Consider the following 16,085-nt stretch of genomic DNA (forward strand, 5'->3'; position numbering starts at 1 on the left):
TCGATCGTTCTGTTCGTTTAATTTAATAAACGCCGCGGATAAGATCATGTACTTCCTGTTCATAAAACGCCTGCAGCCGCTGCATTTCCTCTTCTGTAAAGCCTTTTACACTGGCTGCCATGATATTCTCCATCGCCTGCTGTTCATTCTTAAAGCCTGGAATAACAGAAGACACTGCCTCATGCTCCAGCACCCATCGCAAGGCTGCTCTGCTCATGCTGTGTCGTCCTTCTGCAATCCACTCCAGCCGCCTGCTCAGCTCCACGCCGGTTTCAAACGGGATGCCAGCGAACGTTTCACCGACATTAAAAGCTTGACCGTCTGCGTTGAAGGAGCGATGGTCGTCTGCTTCAAACTGATGCCCTTGACTGAACTTACCTGTAAGCAGACCGCTTGCAAGCGGCACTCGCGCTAAAATTCCAACTTGTTTCTGCTGTGTCTCTGGGAACAAACGCTGCACGGGCTTTTGGCGAAATATATTAAATATTACCTGCAGCACATCTACCCCGTCGTGCTGCATGCTGGCAACTCCTTCTTCCACTGTTTCCACACTGACTCCGTAACTTTTTATCAAGCCCTCTTGTTTCAGCTTGTCAAGAACACCGAAGACACTGCCTTCTTTTATGATTTCCGGAGGCGGACAGTGAATCTGATAGAGGTCCAATGTATCTCTACCCAGTCGTCTCAGCGTCCCTTCCAGCCAGCCTCGGACGCTCTCCTCTGTATAAGAAGCCGGATCGTGGATGTCACCAGCGCGACAAAATTTACTGGCTATATAGATATCAGAACGGTCTGAGAAGGCTCTTTTCAACAGTTCTTCTGCATGACCATCTCCATAGACATCCGCTGTATCAAAGAAATTGACGCCTTCGTCTGCGGCTACTTCCAGGCCCCTGAGAGCCTCTGTGTCGTCTGTTTTTCCCCACGAACCTCCTGCTGCCCAGGTCCCGAAACCAATCTCGCTTATTTCCAGACCTGTTTTCCCAAGCTTTCGAAAATGCATGCCATCATCCCCTACTTTAAATGGTCGTATTTTTTTGCTTCTCTTTCCAAAATTCGTTTTTCCAGCTGTTTAAATGCTTCAATAAAGTTGGTTGGATCCTGTTTTACCTGGTAAGAAAATACGCCTCTGCTAGTATGAACGTACAGCAGTGCTTCCGATTCTCCGAGCTCTCTGAACGACATATCAAAAATAATTTCAGCCGGGAATTCCCTGCGGTGTGTAACCAGCTTATCTTCGTACAAATGCATAACCCGCTCATACTCAACATTCTGCTGATCAATAGAGGTTACTTCCCGTTCCACTTTGTAGTACGGGTGGCTTGCGAGCGGCTCCATGGTCGGATCACCTCCTCATTCTTCCTTCATCGTACCGCTGTTTATGTAAAATTACCAACAGAATAATTATCATCTGATAAACTATTCAGTGTACCGAAATACATCAGGGGAGTTTTTTGATGCAGTCCAAACCTACTTTTTTTTACGGCTGGTATATCGTTCTGGTCGGGGGCCTGAGTCTGTTTTTTTCCGGTCCTGGACAGACATACTCCAACTCAGTCTTTATCGATTCCTACATAACAGATTTTGCCTGGGAACGATCTCTTGTATCAGGTATTTATTCAGGAGCGACGCTTGCAGCAGGATTTCTGCTTTTTATAGCCGGTACGTCTATCGACCGCTACGGCCATCGTGCTGTCTCTTTAACGGTCAGCATTCTGCTGGCAGCCGCCTGCATCTGGAACAGCTTTGTTGTATCACCATGGATGCTCTTTGTCGGTTTCTTTTTGATCCGGCTGCTCGGTCAAGGTTCGATGACACTTGTTCCCAATACTCTTATACCCCAGTGGTTTGCTGCCAAACGAGGCAGAGCCTTCAGTCTGATGATGATTGGCGGCTTTGCAGGCTCTGTTGTGTTCCCTCCGCTGAATGCGTGGCTCATTACATCATTCGGCTGGCAGACAGCCTGGCAGGTGCTGGGCGTTTCCATTCTGGTTATTTTCGTACCAGCTGCCTTCTTTCTGATGAAGGACAAGCCGGCGCAGCTAGGTTTAAAGCCTGATGGTGCTGATCCTGACGGAATCGGGAGCGGCAGCCAGGCTAAAGAAGTTTCCTGGACATTGAAGGAGGCTGCCCGCACGAGACAATTTTGGCTCCTTCTCCTGTGTACCGGGATTCCATCAATGCTCAATACCGGGCTAACATTTCATCTTGTATCCATTGCCGGTGAAGCAGATCTCGGAATTGGAACAGCAGCCTTCATACTCAGTCTGATGGCTGCTGTCGGATTTCCTGTAAAGCTTGCTGCAGGATTAATATTAGAGCGCGTCAGCGTGCGCTATGTGTTCGCATTTGTTTTCATCGGCCAATTTATTTTCATCGCTGTACTGCTGATGACCGGTTCTTTTTACATGGCTGTTGTCTTTGGCCTGATCTGGGGATTTGTCGGCGGCCTGGAGCGAATTTGTATTTCCATGGTCTATCCAGAATATTTCGGTAAAACACATCTAGGCAGTATTAAGAGTATTGCCACCACGGTTACAGTTGCAGGCTCGGCATTCGGACCGCTCCCGTTCGGTATTGCCTTCGATCTGTTTGGTGGCTATACTGAAATACTGCTGATTATGCTGCTTTTTCCTGCCATTGGTACAGCCGCGTGCCTGCTTTCCCCGCCACCGGTTAAACCTGATACCGGAATAGCGAAGACATAAGCTAAATCTGCTATACTTTACTGTGCAGGCTATTTTAGAAAGGATGAACAGCATGGATATTTTTACAGTGCCCAGTCCTGATGACCCGGGTATGGGATATGCCTATCTCGTGATGACGCTCGTATTTATTGCTGCTTCTTTCAGCGTCTACCGTTTTAAGAAAGCAAATCGTAAAAAAGAAAAACAGGCAGAGAGTCTTCCTGTATATGATATGTACGAAACGAAGGAAGAGCACGACTCAAAAACCGCTTCAAAAGGAGACCGCAGCGAATGACAGAACCGTTTGTACAACACGGGAACCAACTGCTGCTTGACCGTTGGATGCAGCACATTCCCAATCTCACAGCAGGCTTCACCACCCGTCAGGGCGGTGTAAGCACTGGAAACTACACGTCTAACAATCTTGGACTGCATACACATGACGACAAACAACAAGTGGTTGCCAATCGGCATCAAACTGCTTCAGAAGCTCACACGTCGCTCGAACAGTGGGTCTTTGCTGATCAAACCCACGAAGACCAAATTGTGAAAGTGCCCCGGGCATTAGCCGGAAGCGGTTCTCTTGATTATAACGACACAATTAAGCGAACCGACGGCTTTTATACAGATGAAACCGGCGTCATGCTTTCACTTGGGTTCGCGGACTGTGTTCCGCTTTATTTTATTCACGAAGGCAATAAGCTTGCAGGCACGGCGCATGCTGGCTGGAAGGGAACGGTGCGCAACATAGGAGGAAAAATGGTGCGTCTCTGGACAGAGTTTGAAAACGTTCCGGCTGGAGAAATTTATGCTGCTGTCGGACCTTCCATCGGCTCCTGCTGCTATCAGGTCGACCAACGGGTCATTGACGAGCTTCACAAAGTACTGGCTGATTTTGAGCCGTATACAAAAAATGAAGACGGCACGTATCAGCTGCACTTAAAAGAAGCCAACCGGCTTTTGCTGATTCAGGAAGGCATTCCTCCTGAAAACATTCACGTTTCATCTTACTGCACCTCCTGCTCAGAAAAGCTTTTCTTTTCACACAGAAGAGATAATGGTAAAACTGGGCGCATGCATTCCTTTATTGGATTCACCCGCTGACCGCCGGTGCTTCTGCCGCTCGCGCCTAACTGAATTCAATTAAATGAATAATATACAGAATAACGTTGTCCATAAATAAAGCGGCCCTCCTGTTGGAGAGCCGCTTCTTTGAAAACGTGAGCCACCTTAAGAACGTTTCGTTTTGAATGATCGTTTTGCCTGCAGTGCTTTCTTCGACAATCCTGTCAGAGGACTTTGAAACAGCTTCTTCGTCCACCAGGCATCGGACGTTTGCTTTACGATCTCTGTTCTAGCCGGATAAGGATGGGTAATGGAAGAGAGGTCTTTCAATGGATGCCCCTTCGATTTCATCAATACCACTGTCTGCATCCAGTCAGAAGCATTGCGTCCTAATGCGTGAGCGCCGAGAATTGTTCCGTCGCGCTTCGTGATCATTTTGACGAACGAATCACTGTCTCCTTCAGCGATCATTCTGTCAGCGCTACTCCCCCTGTAAACCTCATAGTCTCCGCCAGTTTGTTCTGCCGCTTCCGCCTCTGTTAATCCTAAATGAAAAATTTCCGGATCGGTATAGAAACACCACGGCATGTTATCATACTTGATTTTTCTGCCTAAACCGAACAGCGCGTTTGCAATTACGATTTTTCCTTCCTCGCCTGCACCATGGGTAAATGGGAAACGTCCATTAACGTCACCGACGGCATAAATGTTGGCAGCTTCTGTTTGCAGCTTGTCATTTACCTTTACTGACCCGCCTTCCGTGAGTGAAAGACCCGCTTTTTGTACCATCAGGCTTTCGCTGTTTGGTTTTCTTCCAGCTGCAATAAACAGGGCATCAGCTTCAATGCTCTCACTGTACCGTCCCTCCGTCTCTACAAATGTTTTAGCTCCATCCCGATAGACTCTTGATGCTTTAGTGCCTGTCAAGATACGCAGTTCTTTACGAAATTGGGCAACTGCGCGATCCGCGATTTCACGGTCTTCCTTTATAAGCAAATGATCTGAGTTTTCAAGCACTGTCAATTCAGATCCGAGCCTAGAAAGCGCCTGCGCCATTTCCAGTCCGATCGGCCCGCCGCCTACCATCACCACCTTCTCTGGAAACTGACTCGTATAAAAAACCGATTCATTTGTGAGGACGCGGATTTGCTCAATTCCTTCTATCGGCGGAATAGCCGGAGACGAGCCGGTAGCAATCACTATTTTCTCTGCTTCGAGGGATGTCCCGTCTTTTAAAACGATTCGGTTTCCTCCGGCAAATGAAGCTTCCCCGGTAAAAACATCGATCCCTTCCCGTTGAAAGCGTTCGTGGCTGTCATGCTCCTGAATACTATCAACAGCTTGTTGAATAGAAGCAGTTACCTTTTTCCAGTCAGGCCTTCCAGAAACAGAGATGCCAAACCTCTCGGCAGCCTGTCTTGCATCATGCACCTCTCTCGAAGCTGCAATCAGAGCTTTCGATGGCACACAGCCATAGTGAAGACAGTCTCCTCCAAGCTGTGGTTCTTTTTCTACAAGCGCCGTTTTAGCTCCGAAGCGCGCTGCGCCGGAAGCTACTGTTAGTCCCCCGGAGCCGCCCCCGATCACGATAACATCATATTTCATGAATCATCCGCCTCCTTGGTTGTTTTCCCAGCAAATTTATTACGGAAGAAAAGTGGAATTGCACTGACTGCAATAAAAACGGCGACAGCCCCGGCAATCAGCTGAATGTTCCCTTCCATGACGCTTGCCCCTAAAAATGCATAAGCAAACGCACCAGGAATAATGCCAATCCATGTGCCAAAGAAGAACGCCCTCAGCTTTACTTTTGATATTCCGCATAAATAGCTGATCATATCAAAATTAAAAATAGGAATCAGCCGGATCATTAATACATAAATAAAGCCGTTTCGTTCGAGCTGGCGCTGGAGTTCTGCACCTCTTCCTTTCCATTCTTTTCCCGCAATATTTTTTCCTAATCTTCTTGCTACAACGAATGACAGCACGGCACCTGCTGTGGCTCCCGCTACAATAAGAGCCGTACCGTACAGCGCTCCAAATATGAGTCCTCCCGCAAGAGATAATATGGAGGCAGGAAACAATATCAGCGGCCGTACTGTATATAAAATCACAAACACAAGCGGTGCCCACACTCCAGCTTCACTGACCCATCGCTCAATTTCTTCAGGGGAAATCTGTATGAACTCCCTATTTAGATAAATAAGTACGCCAGCAGCCACAGCGACTGCTGTCATTTTAAGCAGAAACGATTTTGATACCATCTGCTTCATGCGATCACCTCCCTGCTATCGTACCGGATAGAGGAGGAAAATGCTGTAACCGCGCTTACTACGCTTTTGTAAGCGCTTCAAAAATATTTACAAAACAAGTGTTTAGAGGTACTTTACCGCTACACAGCAAGCATGTAAGCGATTACTAGTAGTCGCATTGTTTAGAAATGTTAGAATTATTGACAAATAGCTGTTGACGACGCCTGTTAAGGGGCGTAAGATAAGGCTCATCATCAACTTTCGTAAATATTCAATCTATTCAGAAAGGAGTGGACGGTATGAGCAGTCAGTGGATTTATCTTAATGACCGCCTCGTGAAAAAAGAAGAGGCAGTTGTTTCGGTGTTTGACCATGGATTTCTCTATGGAGACGGTGTCTTCGAAGGAATTCGTGCATACAGCGGCAACATCTTTAAGCTTGATGAGCATCTGGACCGGCTTTACGATTCGGCCCAGTCCATCATGATGACAATCCCATACACGAAGGAGGAAATGTCCTCCATTATTGTCGATACAATCCGCCGAAATAAGCTTGATTCTGCTTATATCCGTGTTGTTGTCTCACGCGGTCCGGGAAACCTTGGACTGGATCCTGCCAGCTGCAGCCGGCCCAATGTGATCGTTATCGCTGAGGCACTCGCTCTTTTTCCGGAAGAACTTTACAAGCGGGGGCTTCGGATGGGTTCTGTGGCTACCCGCCGCAACCGTCCCGATGTTTTAAGTCCTCAGGTTAAATCATTGAACTACTTGAACAACATTCTTGTGAAGCTTGAAGCGAACCAGGCTGGCGTCGATGAAGCTCTGATGCTTAACGACGAAGGCTACGTAACAGAGGGCTCTGCCGATAACATTTTCATCGTTAAAAACGGATCTATTGTAACACCGCCTGTTTATCTCGGAGCTCTCGAAGGCATTACCCGCAACGCAATTATCGAGCTTGCTGAGGAACTCGGCTACAGTATCGCAGAAAAGCCGTTTACGCGGCATGATGTGTACACAGCCGATGAAGTTTTTCTTACTGGTACAGCTGTTGAGGTCATCGCCGTTATCGATGTGGATGGACGCAAAATCGCCGACGGACGACCTGGTCATATTACCGGCCACCTGCTGTCCGAGTTTCGCAGAGTCACCCAAACAGACGGCGTAAAATGCTATGCCGATAAGGCCGACGCAGTATCCTGACAAACCTATACACGTAACTCGCCGATAGGAAAAAAGGCTGAAGATACAGCTGTTACAGAGATCCGGGGATGGTGGAAGCCCGGAACAGCTCCTTTAGACGACATCATCCTGGAGTGCCCTGCTGAACGCGTAAAACGCTTATAGGCCGGGCCGGGTGCCCCGCACCCGTTATCAAATTGGAGCAGGAATCTGCTCCGTAAGCCGGTATCTGCGAAGATGCCGGGAATCCGGGTGGTACCGTGAAAGCAAAGCTTTTCTCCCCGCAGCACGCTTCATTTATGAAGCGGCGCGCGTGTGGAGAAAAGCTTTTTTTATTTATTCTGACTGGGAGGTTATAAACATGAAAGTCGAAACAAAAGCAGATGCACGACCGGCAGTCAAAACCGGGGCCGACGTTCTTATAGAGTCATTGGTGAATCAGGATGTAGATACGATTTTCGGCTATCCAGGCGGCGCTGTTCTCCCGATCTACGATGCGCTGTACCGCTCGGAAGCCGAGTTCGAGCATATTCTTACCCGGCACGAACAAGGAGCCATCCATGCTGCAGAAGGCTATGCTCGCGTAACACGACGCCCGGGTGTCGTTCTTGCCACATCAGGTCCTGGCGCAACCAACCTGGTAACAGGCATCGCCGATGCGATGATGGATTCTCTGCCGCTTGTCGTACTGACCGGGCAAGTCGCAACGACGGTAACCGGAACGGACGCATTTCAGGAAGCGGACATCATGGGAATAACAACGCCGATAACAAAGCACAACTATCAAGTGCAGTCGGCATATGAGATCCCGCGAATCATTAAAGAAGCATTTCATATCGCTTCTACCGGCAGACCTGGTCCTGTTGTCGTCGATATTCCGAAAGACATTTCGGCAAACCCTTGTTTTGATACAGATGAATCCCCTTTTCATCTGCCCGGGTATCAGCCGACGATTCATCCGAATCCGCTGCAGATAAAAAAACTGTGCGATGCTGTACAGAAAGCGAAAAAGCCTTTAATCCTGACTGGAGCCGGCGTTCTGCATGGCGGAGGATCCGAAGTACTCCTGGATATAGCAGAATCCTTTCAGATCCCGGTAACCTCCACCCTGCTCGGCCTTGGAGCATTCCCTGGTGATCACGAGCTGTTTCTCGGAATGGCAGGCATGCACGGCACGTATACGTCTAACATGGCGATTACAGAATGTGACCTTCTCATTAATGTCGGTGCCCGCTTCGATGACCGGCTGACCGGAAACTTGGAGCACTTCGCCAAAAATGCCGTCGTCGCTCATATCGACATTGACCCTGCTGAAATTGGTAAAAATGTACACACGCATATTCCGATCGTGTCGGACGCAGGTGCTGCACTGAAAGAATGGAAGCGTCAAATGAAAGAGGGACCGGATGCTCATGAATCGTGGCTGGCTGAGCTTCATGAAAGCACGCGTGAAAATCCTCTCTGGTTCAATAATCCTCCTGAAGGAATGGTTGCTCAATGGGCCGTTAAACAGATTTATGAAGCAACCGACGGCGATGCGATCGTCACGACGGACGTAGGACAGCATCAAATGTGGGCAGCTCAGTACTTTCAATTTAAGCGTCCGGACCGCTGGGTCACTTCCGGAGGACTGGGTACGATGGGCTTTGGATTCCCGGCTGCAATCGGCTGTCAGCTCGCCAGACCGGACGAAACGGTTATCGCCCTCGTCGGCGACGGCGGATTTCAAATGACGCTTCAGGAACTGAGCGTTCTCCAGGAACGTCATCTGCCGGTCAAAATCGTTATTTTAAACAATCAGGCGCTCGGCATGGTTCGGCAGTGGCAGGAAGAGTTTTACGAAGAACGCTACTCTGAGTCTCTCGTTGCCTGTCAGCCGGATTTTGTGAAGCTGGCGGAAGCCTACAGCATCCGCGGGGTGAAAATTGAAAGCCGGGATGAGTTTGAATCGAGCATTAAAGGGCTCCTGGAAAGCGATGAGCCGGTGCTGATCGACGCAAGGGTTATCCAGCAGGAGAACGTCTTCCCTATGGTGCCGCCAGGCAGAGGAATCAATGACATGGTAGGAGTGAAACCGAGATGAAACGAATCGTAACGCTAGTCGTTCAAAACCGCAGCGGCGTTCTTAACCGGGTCACCGGCCTCATGCACAAACGGCAGTTTAATATCGAGAGTATATCTGTCGGCCGGACGGAGCAGGACGGCATCTCGAAAATGACGTTCGTTGTGGATGTGGAAGATCATCGCAAGCTCGAACAGCTGACGAAACAGCTTCATAAACAAATTGATGTACTAAAAGTAACAGACCTATCTGAAAAAGCGATCGTGGCAAGAGAACTGGCAATGATTAAAATCGTGAGCAATGCGTCTGTCAGAAGTGAAGTGCAAAGCATTATCGAACCTTTCCGGGCTGATGTCATTGACATCAGCAGAGACAGCTTATCGGTACAGGTTACCGGCAAACCGGAAAAGATCGAAGCACTGATCGATCTGCTGAGACCATACGGCATTAAGGATATTGCCCGTACCGGTCTGACGGCTTTCTCCCGCGGCCAGCAGCCGCAGGCGTCAGAGCTGACGCAGTTTTCACTTTTAAAATAATTTAACTTTATGGAGAGGATGAAGAAACATGACAAAAGTACTTTACAACCACAATATTGATGAGGCTGTTCTAAAAGAAAAGAAAATCGCTGTAATCGGGTATGGCTCTCAGGGGCACGCTCATACACTTAACCTGAAGGAAAGCGGATTTGACGTTGTTGTCGGGCTTCGTCCAGGAAAGTCATGGGACAAAGCGGAAGAAGACGGCGTTGAAGTGAAATCGGTGGCAGAGGCTGTAAAAGAAGCCGATGTCGTGATGGTAGCCCTTCCAGATGAGCATCAGCCGACGATTTACAAAGAGCACATTGAACCAAATCTGGAAGCAGGAAATGCGCTCGTTTTTGCTCACGGCTTTAACATTCACTTCAGCCAGATCGTTCCTCCTTCAGACGTAGATGTGTTTCTCGTAGCACCAAAAGGACCTGGACATCTCGTCCGCCGTACGTTTGAAGAAGGAGCCGGCGTTCCTGCTCTCTTCGGCATCTACCAGGATGCTACCGGTCAGGCAGAAAATCTTGCGCTTGCTTACGCAAAAGGAGTCGGCGGCGGACGTGCCGGCATTCTCGAAACGTCCTTCCAGGAAGAAACCGAGACCGATCTCTTCGGTGAGCAGGCTGTTCTCTGCGGAGGCGTAACAAGCTTGATCAAGGCCGGTTTTGAGACGCTCACAGAAGCTGGCTATCAGCCGGAAGTTGCCTATTTCGAATGTCTTCATGAAATGAAACTGATCGTGGATCTGCTTTATGAAGGCGGATTGGAAGGCATGCGCTATTCGATCTCTGACACTGCTCAGTGGGGCGATTTTGTTTCCGGACCACGAGTAGTTGATGAAGATACAAAAGCACGGATGAAAGACATTCTCTCCGACATTCAGAACGGCACATTCGCTCACGGCTGGATTCTCGAAAACCAGGCTAACCGTCCGCAGTTCAATGCTATCAATGCCCGCGAAAACAAGCATGAGATCGAGGAGGTAGGCCGTAAGCTGCGCGAACTCATGCCTTTTGTAAAGCAGGGGCAAAAGAAGAAGGATGTGGTGCAGAATGGCACGCGTTAATATATTTGATACAACACTCCGGGACGGCGAACAGTCGCCCGGAGTCAACCTCAACAGGCTGGAAAAGCTGGAGATTGCCAAGCAGCTTGAACGCCTTGGGGTCGATGTGATGGAAGCCGGCTTTCCCGCTTCTTCACAGGGTGACTTTGAGAGTGTCCGTGAAATCGCCAATACGATTCGCAACGTTTCCGTTACCGGGCTGGCAAGAGCTGTTAAATCAGATATTGATACAGCATGGGAAGCATTAAAAGACGGGGCCGATCCAAGGCTGCATGTCTTTATTGCCACCTCCCCTATTCACATGACATACAAGCTGAAAAAAACTCCGGAAGAAGTTATTGAGAAAGCAGTTGAGATGGTCTCCTATGCGAGAGAACGGTTTCCTAAAGTCGAATGGTCAGCAGAGGATGCTTCCCGTTCGGACTTAGCCTTCCTCGCTGAAATTATCGAAAAGGTGATTGATGCCGGAGCGACCGTCATCAACCTTCCGGATACTGTAGGGTACACGACGCCGCTTGAGTACGGCAACATGTTCCGCTACATGCATGAGAACGTGCCTAATATCGATAAGGCAATTTTATCTGCGCACTGTCATGACGATCTCGGTATGGCACTTGCAAACTCCATCGCTGCAGTCGAGAACGGCGCCGGTCAAGTTGAAGGTACAATTAACGGCATCGGAGAACGAGCAGGAAATGCCGCTCTTGAAGAGCTTGCAGTCGCGCTGAAAATCAGACAGGATTTCTACCCGGCTGAAACCGGGCTGACGCTTAAGGAAATTAAGCGCACGAGTGATCTCGTCAGCAAGCTGACCGGCATGCATGTGCCTCGTAACAAAGCAGTCGTCGGGCAGAATGCCTTTGCCCATGAATCCGGGATCCATCAGGACGGTGTTCTGAAGCACGCTCAGACGTACGAAATTATTACACCGGAAATGGTCGGCGTCACATCCAATTCTCTCGTAATGGGCAAACATTCCGGCAAGCATGCATTCAAAGATAAACTGAAGCAGCTTGGCTATGACTTATCAGATGAGAAGGTGCTCGAAGCCTTCACCGAGTTCAAAAAGCTTACCGACACAAAGAAAGAAGTGACGGATGATGATCTGTTTACCATTCTCACAGACGTTCAAACGAAAACGATCGATGTGAAGAAATATGAGCTGAATCACTTCCAAGTCTCTTATAGTGATGACGGGATCCCAACTGCAACTGTAAAGCTTGAAAAACCTGATGGTTCAGATATTGAACATCAAGCAGACGGTCAGGGTGCCGTAGAGGCGTTGTTCAACACGCTCGATCAAATGATTGAAGAAGATGTCCATATCACTGATTTCCAGCTGAGCTCGGTTGGAAGCGGACGAGATGCACTCGCTCAGTCTAATGTTAAAGTCACTGTAAACGGAACGGAATACAGCGGAAGAGGATCGTCACAGGACGTTCTGGAAGCGGCAGTGAAAGCATTTTTAAATGCGGTTAACCGCGGATTTTATCACCAGCCGGCAGCAAAGGCTCAAGGGGCCGGTGCTCACTGAGCCCCCTCTTCCCCGCTGCCTGCTACCTATAAAAAGGAGGAATTATCAATGAAAAAGCATATTGTCGTACTGCCTGGAGACGGGATCGGTACTGAAGTAAGTGAGGCAGCGAAAAAAGTACTCGAAGCAGCAGCCGAGGAATTTGATCATACGTTCACGTTTGAGCATCATGATATTGGAGGAACCGCAATTGATCGCCACGGCTCTCCGCTGCCGGAATCAACGGTTGCTGCCTGTAAGAACGCAGATGCTGTTCTCCTCGGAGCAGTCGGCGGACCTAAATGGGACCAGAATCCCTCCCATCTGCGGCCGGAGAAAGGCCTGCTGGGAATTCGAAAGGAATTGAACCTTTTTGCAAACCTTAGACCTGTTCAAGGCTTTTCCAATTTACTGCACGCTTCTCCTCTCAAACGGGAAGTCGTTGAAAACAGTGACCTGCTGATCGTCAGAGAATTGACGGGCGGCCTGTATTTCGGCACCCCTAGTGAACGACGTGACGGCGGCGACAGCGTAGTAGACACGCTGGCTTACAGCCGGCATGAGATCGAACGAATTGTTAGGCGCGCATTTGAAGCTGCATCCGTCCGCCGCAAGCATGTGACATCGGTCGATAAAGCAAACGTATTAGAATCCAGTAAGCTGTGGCGTGAAATTGTAGAAGAAATCAGCAGCGACTATCCCGAAGTTACAGTAGAACACATGCTGGTCGATGCTGCTGCGATGAAGCTGATCACGAACCCTTCTCAGTTTGACGTAATTGTAACGGAAAACATGTTTGGAGATATCCTTTCCGACGAAGCTTCTGTTTTAACTGGATCGCTTGGCATGCTGCCATCTGCAAGTCTGAACGAAAGCGGCTTCGGACTTTACGAGCCGGTACACGGTTCAGCACCGGATATTGCCGGAGAGAATAAAGCAAATCCACTTGCAGCTATTCTGTCTGCTGCCATGATGCTAAAGCACTCCTTCGGGTTGAACGAAGAAGCGCAGCGTATCGAATCTGCCGTTGCAGAAGCGCTGGAGCAAGGTTACCATACCGCTGATCTTGATCTGCCCGGCGGTCAGCAGGTGAATACAGAGCGTATGACAGAAACAGTCATTGACCTGCTGAAAGCGAACACGACGACAAGCAGCATCATGAGCTGCTACATTTAACTATATTCAGGAAGGTGAAGAGAAAATGCAGCCAAAAACGATTGTAGAGAAAATATGGGAGAAGCACGTCATTCATCAGGAGACCGATAAACCCGATCTTCTGTATATTGATCTTCATCTGGTGCATGAAGTAACTTCACCGCAGGCGTTTGAAGGACTGCGCATGAAAAACAGACGAGTGCGCAGACCGGATAAAACGTTTGCTACGATGGATCATAACGTGCCGACCATTGCCAGACACTTTATCAGCGATCCTGTTTCCAGAAAACAAATGGAAACGTTATACAACAACTGCCAGGAATTTGGCGTGGAGCTCGCTGACATCAACCATCCCGATCAAGGCATCGTTCACGTTATCGGACCTGAACTAGGGCTGACTCAGCCGGGAAAAACAATTGTCTGCGGCGACAGTCACACGTCTACTCACGGCGCGTTTGGAGCACTGGCTTTCGGTATTGGCACAAGTGAAGTGGAACATGTGCTTGCTACACAGTCTATCTGGCAGGCAAAGCCTAAAACGATGAATGTAAAAGTAAACGGCAGGCTCTCCCCTTCCGTGACCGCGAAGGATTTGATTCTCGCCATCATCGGCAAGTTCGGTGTCCGTTTCGGAACCGGTCATGTGCTGGAGTATACCGGCGAAGCTGTTCGCGGACTTTCGATGGAAGAGCGGATGACCATCTGCAACATGTCCATCGAAGCAGGGGCCCGAGCTGGTCTGATCAGTCCTGACGATACGACTGTAGACTACCTGCGTGGTCGGCGAAATGTACCAGAAGGTGAAGCTTTTGAAGAGGCGGCAGCAGAATGGAAAGCCCTGGCAACCGATGAGGGAGCTGCCTATGACGCCGTTGTCGAAATCAATGCAGATGAAGTAGAGCCTCAGGTAACATGGGGAATTAACCCAGGCATGTGCCTTCCGGTCAGCGGCTCTGTACCCCACCCGGAAGCAGCTGAGACACCAGCTGAGCGTGAAGAGATTGAACGGGCTTTAACGTACATGGGTCTTGAGGCCGGACAGCCAATTTCTTCTGTACCTATTCAACACGTTTTTATCGGCTCATGCACAAACTCCCGTCTCAGCGACCTGCGTCGTGCTTCTGAAGTGATTCAGGGACGAAAGGTTCATCCTGACGTTCGGGCTCTTGTTGTTCCTGGCTCACAAACGGTCAAACAGGCCGCCGAAGCCGAAGGTATTGATAAAGTGTTTACAGAAGCCGGATTCGAATGGCGGGAAGCAGGCTGCAGCATGTGTCTGGCCATGAATGACGATGTCGTTCCGGCAGGTGAACGATGTGCCTCTACTTCCAACCGCAACTTTGAAGGCCGTCAGGGAAATGGAGCGAGAACACATCTCGTTGCACCTGAAATGGCGGCTGCCGCTGCGATTGAGGGCAGATTCGTAGATGTCCGCAGCTATTTTACCAGCCCTGTTTAAAAGGGACGTTAAAGGAGTGTCACGATGGAACCGATAAGAAAGCATGAAGGTGTCGTTTATCCGCTTAACCGCTCTAATATTGACACCGATCAGATTATACCGAAACAATTTTTAAAGCGAATAGAACGTCAAGGCTTCGGCCAATTTCTCTTTTACAACTGGCGGTTCGATGACAATGATCAGCCTAGAGTGGATTTTTCGCTGAATCAGGACCGCTTTAAAGATGCGACGATCCTCGTAGCTGGGGAGAACTTCGGCTGCGGTTCTTCCAGAGAGCATGCTCCATGGGCACTGCAGGATTATGGATTTATCGTGATTATCGCACCGAGCTTTGCCGATATTTTCTATAATAATTGCTCTAAAAACGGTATCTTGCCTATTCAGCTAACACAAGCTGAAGTTCAGGAGCTGATTGAAAAAGCAGAAACTCCTGGTTACAGCCTGACCGCTGATTTGGAACGCCAAAAAGTATCAGATGCCGAAGGTTTTGAAGCTTCTTTTTCGATTACACCATATATGCGTGAAATGCTGTTGAACGGCTGGGATGAAATTTCAGTTACTCTCACGCTTGAAGATAAAATATCGACCTATGAAGCCTCACGCGGCTGATAAAGAGTATACGAATGATGGGGGGTGTTCCGTATTAGCGGAACACCCCTTCAGGCTGTTTATAATGCCCAACAACTTACATGCCGCAGTCCGGATATGCACGTGCGATCTGCCGTTCAAAAACAAAGCGGCAGAGAATCTTCATGCTGCTTGTTGCGCACCCGCCGAACGTGTCAGTGACACGTATCTTTTCATTGGAGAAAGAGGTTGCAACAGGTAGACAAGTCTGCTCGTTTCCTTATATGGTGACATTGTTGAAACACGGCCATTTTTATTCGGCAAAGGCAGATCTAAAAAGCTCGTGCCGCCCATCAACAGGCACTTGAAACGCACTGCCAGCTGCCGATATCGGAGGGCTCGGCTTAGAACGAGGCGAAGATCCGGCGGACGTCTTGCAGGAGTGCCAATTTAGATAATGGCACGCTTGGAAGCGGTTGGCTGAACATGGATACACGAAGGACACCCTTTCAATCAGAAAGCACCACTCTTCTATTTTAAGATGCACA

15 protein-coding genes are annotated in these 16,085 nt (G+C 49.0%); 11 read left to right on the forward strand and 4 right to left on the reverse strand.

What is annotated here, in order from left to right; translation table 11 throughout:
* Positions 1-22: 22 nt before the first annotated feature.
* Positions 23-1,003: an aldo/keto reductase gene (locus ACFO4L_RS17200; protein ID WP_377910897.1), complete on the reverse strand. Its 981-nt coding sequence runs from the start codon at positions 1,001-1,003 to the stop codon at positions 23-25.
* Between the two features lie 11 nt (positions 1,004-1,014).
* Entirely contained in the window at positions 1,015-1,338 is a 324-nt protein-coding gene (locus tag ACFO4L_RS17205; RefSeq protein ID WP_377910898.1) for a hypothetical protein, read from the reverse strand.
* A gap of 119 nt (positions 1,339-1,457) precedes the next feature.
* Here ACFO4L_RS17205 and ACFO4L_RS17210 point away from each other — a divergent pair, with 119 nt between their 5' ends.
* From ACFO4L_RS17210 to pgeF, 3 genes are read left to right on the forward strand one after another with little or no spacing between them, the layout of a single operon-like run.
* Positions 1,458-2,708, forward strand: coding sequence for an MFS transporter (locus ACFO4L_RS17210; RefSeq protein WP_377910899.1), 1,251 nt, complete (start codon positions 1,458-1,460; stop codon positions 2,706-2,708).
* A gap of 52 nt (positions 2,709-2,760) precedes the next feature.
* Positions 2,761-2,982 carry a hypothetical protein gene (locus tag ACFO4L_RS17215; protein ID WP_377910900.1) on the forward strand — a complete coding sequence of 74 codons (222 nt, stop codon included), beginning with the start codon at positions 2,761-2,763 and terminating at the stop codon, positions 2,980-2,982.
* Positions 2,979-3,791 carry a peptidoglycan editing factor PgeF gene (pgeF, locus tag ACFO4L_RS17220; protein WP_377910901.1) on the forward strand — a complete coding sequence of 271 codons (813 nt, stop codon included), beginning with the start codon at positions 2,979-2,981 and terminating at the stop codon, positions 3,789-3,791. Before ACFO4L_RS17215 ends, pgeF begins: the two co-directional genes overlap by 4 nt.
* A gap of 126 nt (positions 3,792-3,917) precedes the next feature.
* Here the strand turns inward: pgeF and ACFO4L_RS17225 are convergent, their stop codons facing one another.
* Together ACFO4L_RS17225 and ACFO4L_RS17230 are read right to left on the reverse strand one after the other, a co-directional pair.
* Positions 3,918-5,357 carry a dihydrolipoyl dehydrogenase family protein gene (locus tag ACFO4L_RS17225; RefSeq protein WP_377910902.1) on the reverse strand — a complete coding sequence of 480 codons (1,440 nt, stop codon included), beginning with the start codon at positions 5,355-5,357 and terminating at the stop codon, positions 3,918-3,920.
* Positions 5,354-6,025: a TVP38/TMEM64 family protein gene (locus ACFO4L_RS17230; RefSeq protein ID WP_377910903.1), complete on the reverse strand. Its 672-nt coding sequence runs from the start codon at positions 6,023-6,025 to the stop codon at positions 5,354-5,356. Before ACFO4L_RS17230 ends, ACFO4L_RS17225 begins: the two co-directional genes overlap by 4 nt.
* A 278-nt stretch (positions 6,026-6,303) precedes the next feature.
* Between ACFO4L_RS17230 and ilvE the strand changes: the two genes are divergently transcribed.
* The 8 genes from ilvE to leuD all read left to right on the forward strand — a co-directional run bounded on the left by ilvE (position 6,304) and on the right by leuD (position 15,579).
* Positions 6,304-7,206: a branched-chain-amino-acid transaminase gene (ilvE, locus tag ACFO4L_RS17235; RefSeq protein WP_377910904.1), complete on the forward strand. Its 903-nt coding sequence runs from the start codon at positions 6,304-6,306 to the stop codon at positions 7,204-7,206.
* Between the two features lie 340 nt (positions 7,207-7,546).
* Complete coding sequence (gene ilvB / locus ACFO4L_RS17240) at positions 7,547-9,268, forward strand: biosynthetic-type acetolactate synthase large subunit (RefSeq protein WP_377910905.1); 1,722 nt, start codon at positions 7,547-7,549, stop codon at positions 9,266-9,268.
* Positions 9,265-9,786 (forward strand): acetolactate synthase small subunit, encoded by a 522-nt coding sequence (gene ilvN / locus ACFO4L_RS17245; protein ID WP_168004935.1) that lies wholly within the window; start codon positions 9,265-9,267, stop codon positions 9,784-9,786. The genes ilvB and ilvN overlap by 4 nt, the downstream gene beginning before the upstream one ends.
* 28 nt (positions 9,787-9,814) lie before the next feature.
* Positions 9,815-10,843 carry a ketol-acid reductoisomerase gene (ilvC, locus tag ACFO4L_RS17250; RefSeq protein ID WP_377910906.1) on the forward strand — a complete coding sequence of 343 codons (1,029 nt, stop codon included), beginning with the start codon at positions 9,815-9,817 and terminating at the stop codon, positions 10,841-10,843.
* Positions 10,830-12,377 carry a 2-isopropylmalate synthase gene (locus ACFO4L_RS17255; RefSeq protein ID WP_377910907.1) on the forward strand — a complete coding sequence of 516 codons (1,548 nt, stop codon included), beginning with the start codon at positions 10,830-10,832 and terminating at the stop codon, positions 12,375-12,377. Before ilvC ends, ACFO4L_RS17255 begins: the two co-directional genes overlap by 14 nt.
* A gap of 48 nt (positions 12,378-12,425) precedes the next feature.
* Positions 12,426-13,532 carry a 3-isopropylmalate dehydrogenase gene (gene leuB / locus ACFO4L_RS17260; RefSeq protein WP_377910908.1) on the forward strand — a complete coding sequence of 369 codons (1,107 nt, stop codon included), beginning with the start codon at positions 12,426-12,428 and terminating at the stop codon, positions 13,530-13,532.
* Positions 13,533-13,557: 25 nt separating this feature from the next.
* Entirely contained in the window at positions 13,558-14,970 is a 1,413-nt protein-coding gene (leuC, locus tag ACFO4L_RS17265) for a 3-isopropylmalate dehydratase large subunit (RefSeq protein ID WP_377910909.1), read from the forward strand.
* Between the two features lie 24 nt (positions 14,971-14,994).
* On the forward strand, positions 14,995-15,579 hold the full coding sequence (gene leuD / locus ACFO4L_RS17270) for a 3-isopropylmalate dehydratase small subunit (protein WP_377910910.1): 585 nt from the start codon (positions 14,995-14,997) through the stop codon (positions 15,577-15,579).
* Positions 15,580-16,085 lie beyond the last annotated feature (506 nt).

Origin of the sequence: Bacillus daqingensis, assembly GCF_042654445.1 — a bacterium.
Taxonomy (GTDB): Bacteria; Bacillota; Bacilli; order Bacillales; family Salisediminibacteriaceae; genus Alkalicoccus; species Alkalicoccus luteus.

Excerpts from the sequence above, each read along its gene's own strand:
- ilvN (WP_168004935.1), top strand. The coding sequence starts at position 9,265 with ATGAAACGAATCGTAACGCTAGTCGTTCAAAACCGCAGCGGCGTTCTT.
- ACFO4L_RS17225 (WP_377910902.1), bottom strand. The coding sequence starts at position 5,357 with ATGAAATATGATGTTATCGTGATCGGGGGCGGCTCCGGGGGACTAACA.
- ACFO4L_RS17210 (WP_377910899.1), top strand. The coding sequence starts at position 1,458 with ATGCAGTCCAAACCTACTTTTTTTTACGGCTGGTATATCGTTCTGGTC.
- leuC (WP_377910909.1), top strand. The coding sequence starts at position 13,558 with ATGCAGCCAAAAACGATTGTAGAGAAAATATGGGAGAAGCACGTCATT.
- ilvE (WP_377910904.1), top strand. The coding sequence starts at position 6,304 with ATGAGCAGTCAGTGGATTTATCTTAATGACCGCCTCGTGAAAAAAGAA.
- leuD (WP_377910910.1), top strand. The coding sequence starts at position 14,995 with ATGGAACCGATAAGAAAGCATGAAGGTGTCGTTTATCCGCTTAACCGC.
- ACFO4L_RS17255 (WP_377910907.1), top strand. The coding sequence starts at position 10,830 with ATGGCACGCGTTAATATATTTGATACAACACTCCGGGACGGCGAACAG.
- ACFO4L_RS17205 (WP_377910898.1), bottom strand. The coding sequence starts at position 1,338 with ATGGAGCCGCTCGCAAGCCACCCGTACTACAAAGTGGAACGGGAAGTA.
- ACFO4L_RS17215 (WP_377910900.1), top strand. The coding sequence starts at position 2,761 with ATGGATATTTTTACAGTGCCCAGTCCTGATGACCCGGGTATGGGATAT.
- ACFO4L_RS17200 (WP_377910897.1), bottom strand. The coding sequence starts at position 1,003 with ATGCATTTTCGAAAGCTTGGGAAAACAGGTCTGGAAATAAGCGAGATT.
- pgeF (WP_377910901.1), top strand. The coding sequence starts at position 2,979 with ATGACAGAACCGTTTGTACAACACGGGAACCAACTGCTGCTTGACCGT.
- ilvB (WP_377910905.1), top strand. The coding sequence starts at position 7,547 with ATGAAAGTCGAAACAAAAGCAGATGCACGACCGGCAGTCAAAACCGGG.
- ilvC (WP_377910906.1), top strand. The coding sequence starts at position 9,815 with ATGACAAAAGTACTTTACAACCACAATATTGATGAGGCTGTTCTAAAA.
- leuB (WP_377910908.1), top strand. The coding sequence starts at position 12,426 with ATGAAAAAGCATATTGTCGTACTGCCTGGAGACGGGATCGGTACTGAA.
- ACFO4L_RS17230 (WP_377910903.1), bottom strand. The coding sequence starts at position 6,025 with ATGAAGCAGATGGTATCAAAATCGTTTCTGCTTAAAATGACAGCAGTC.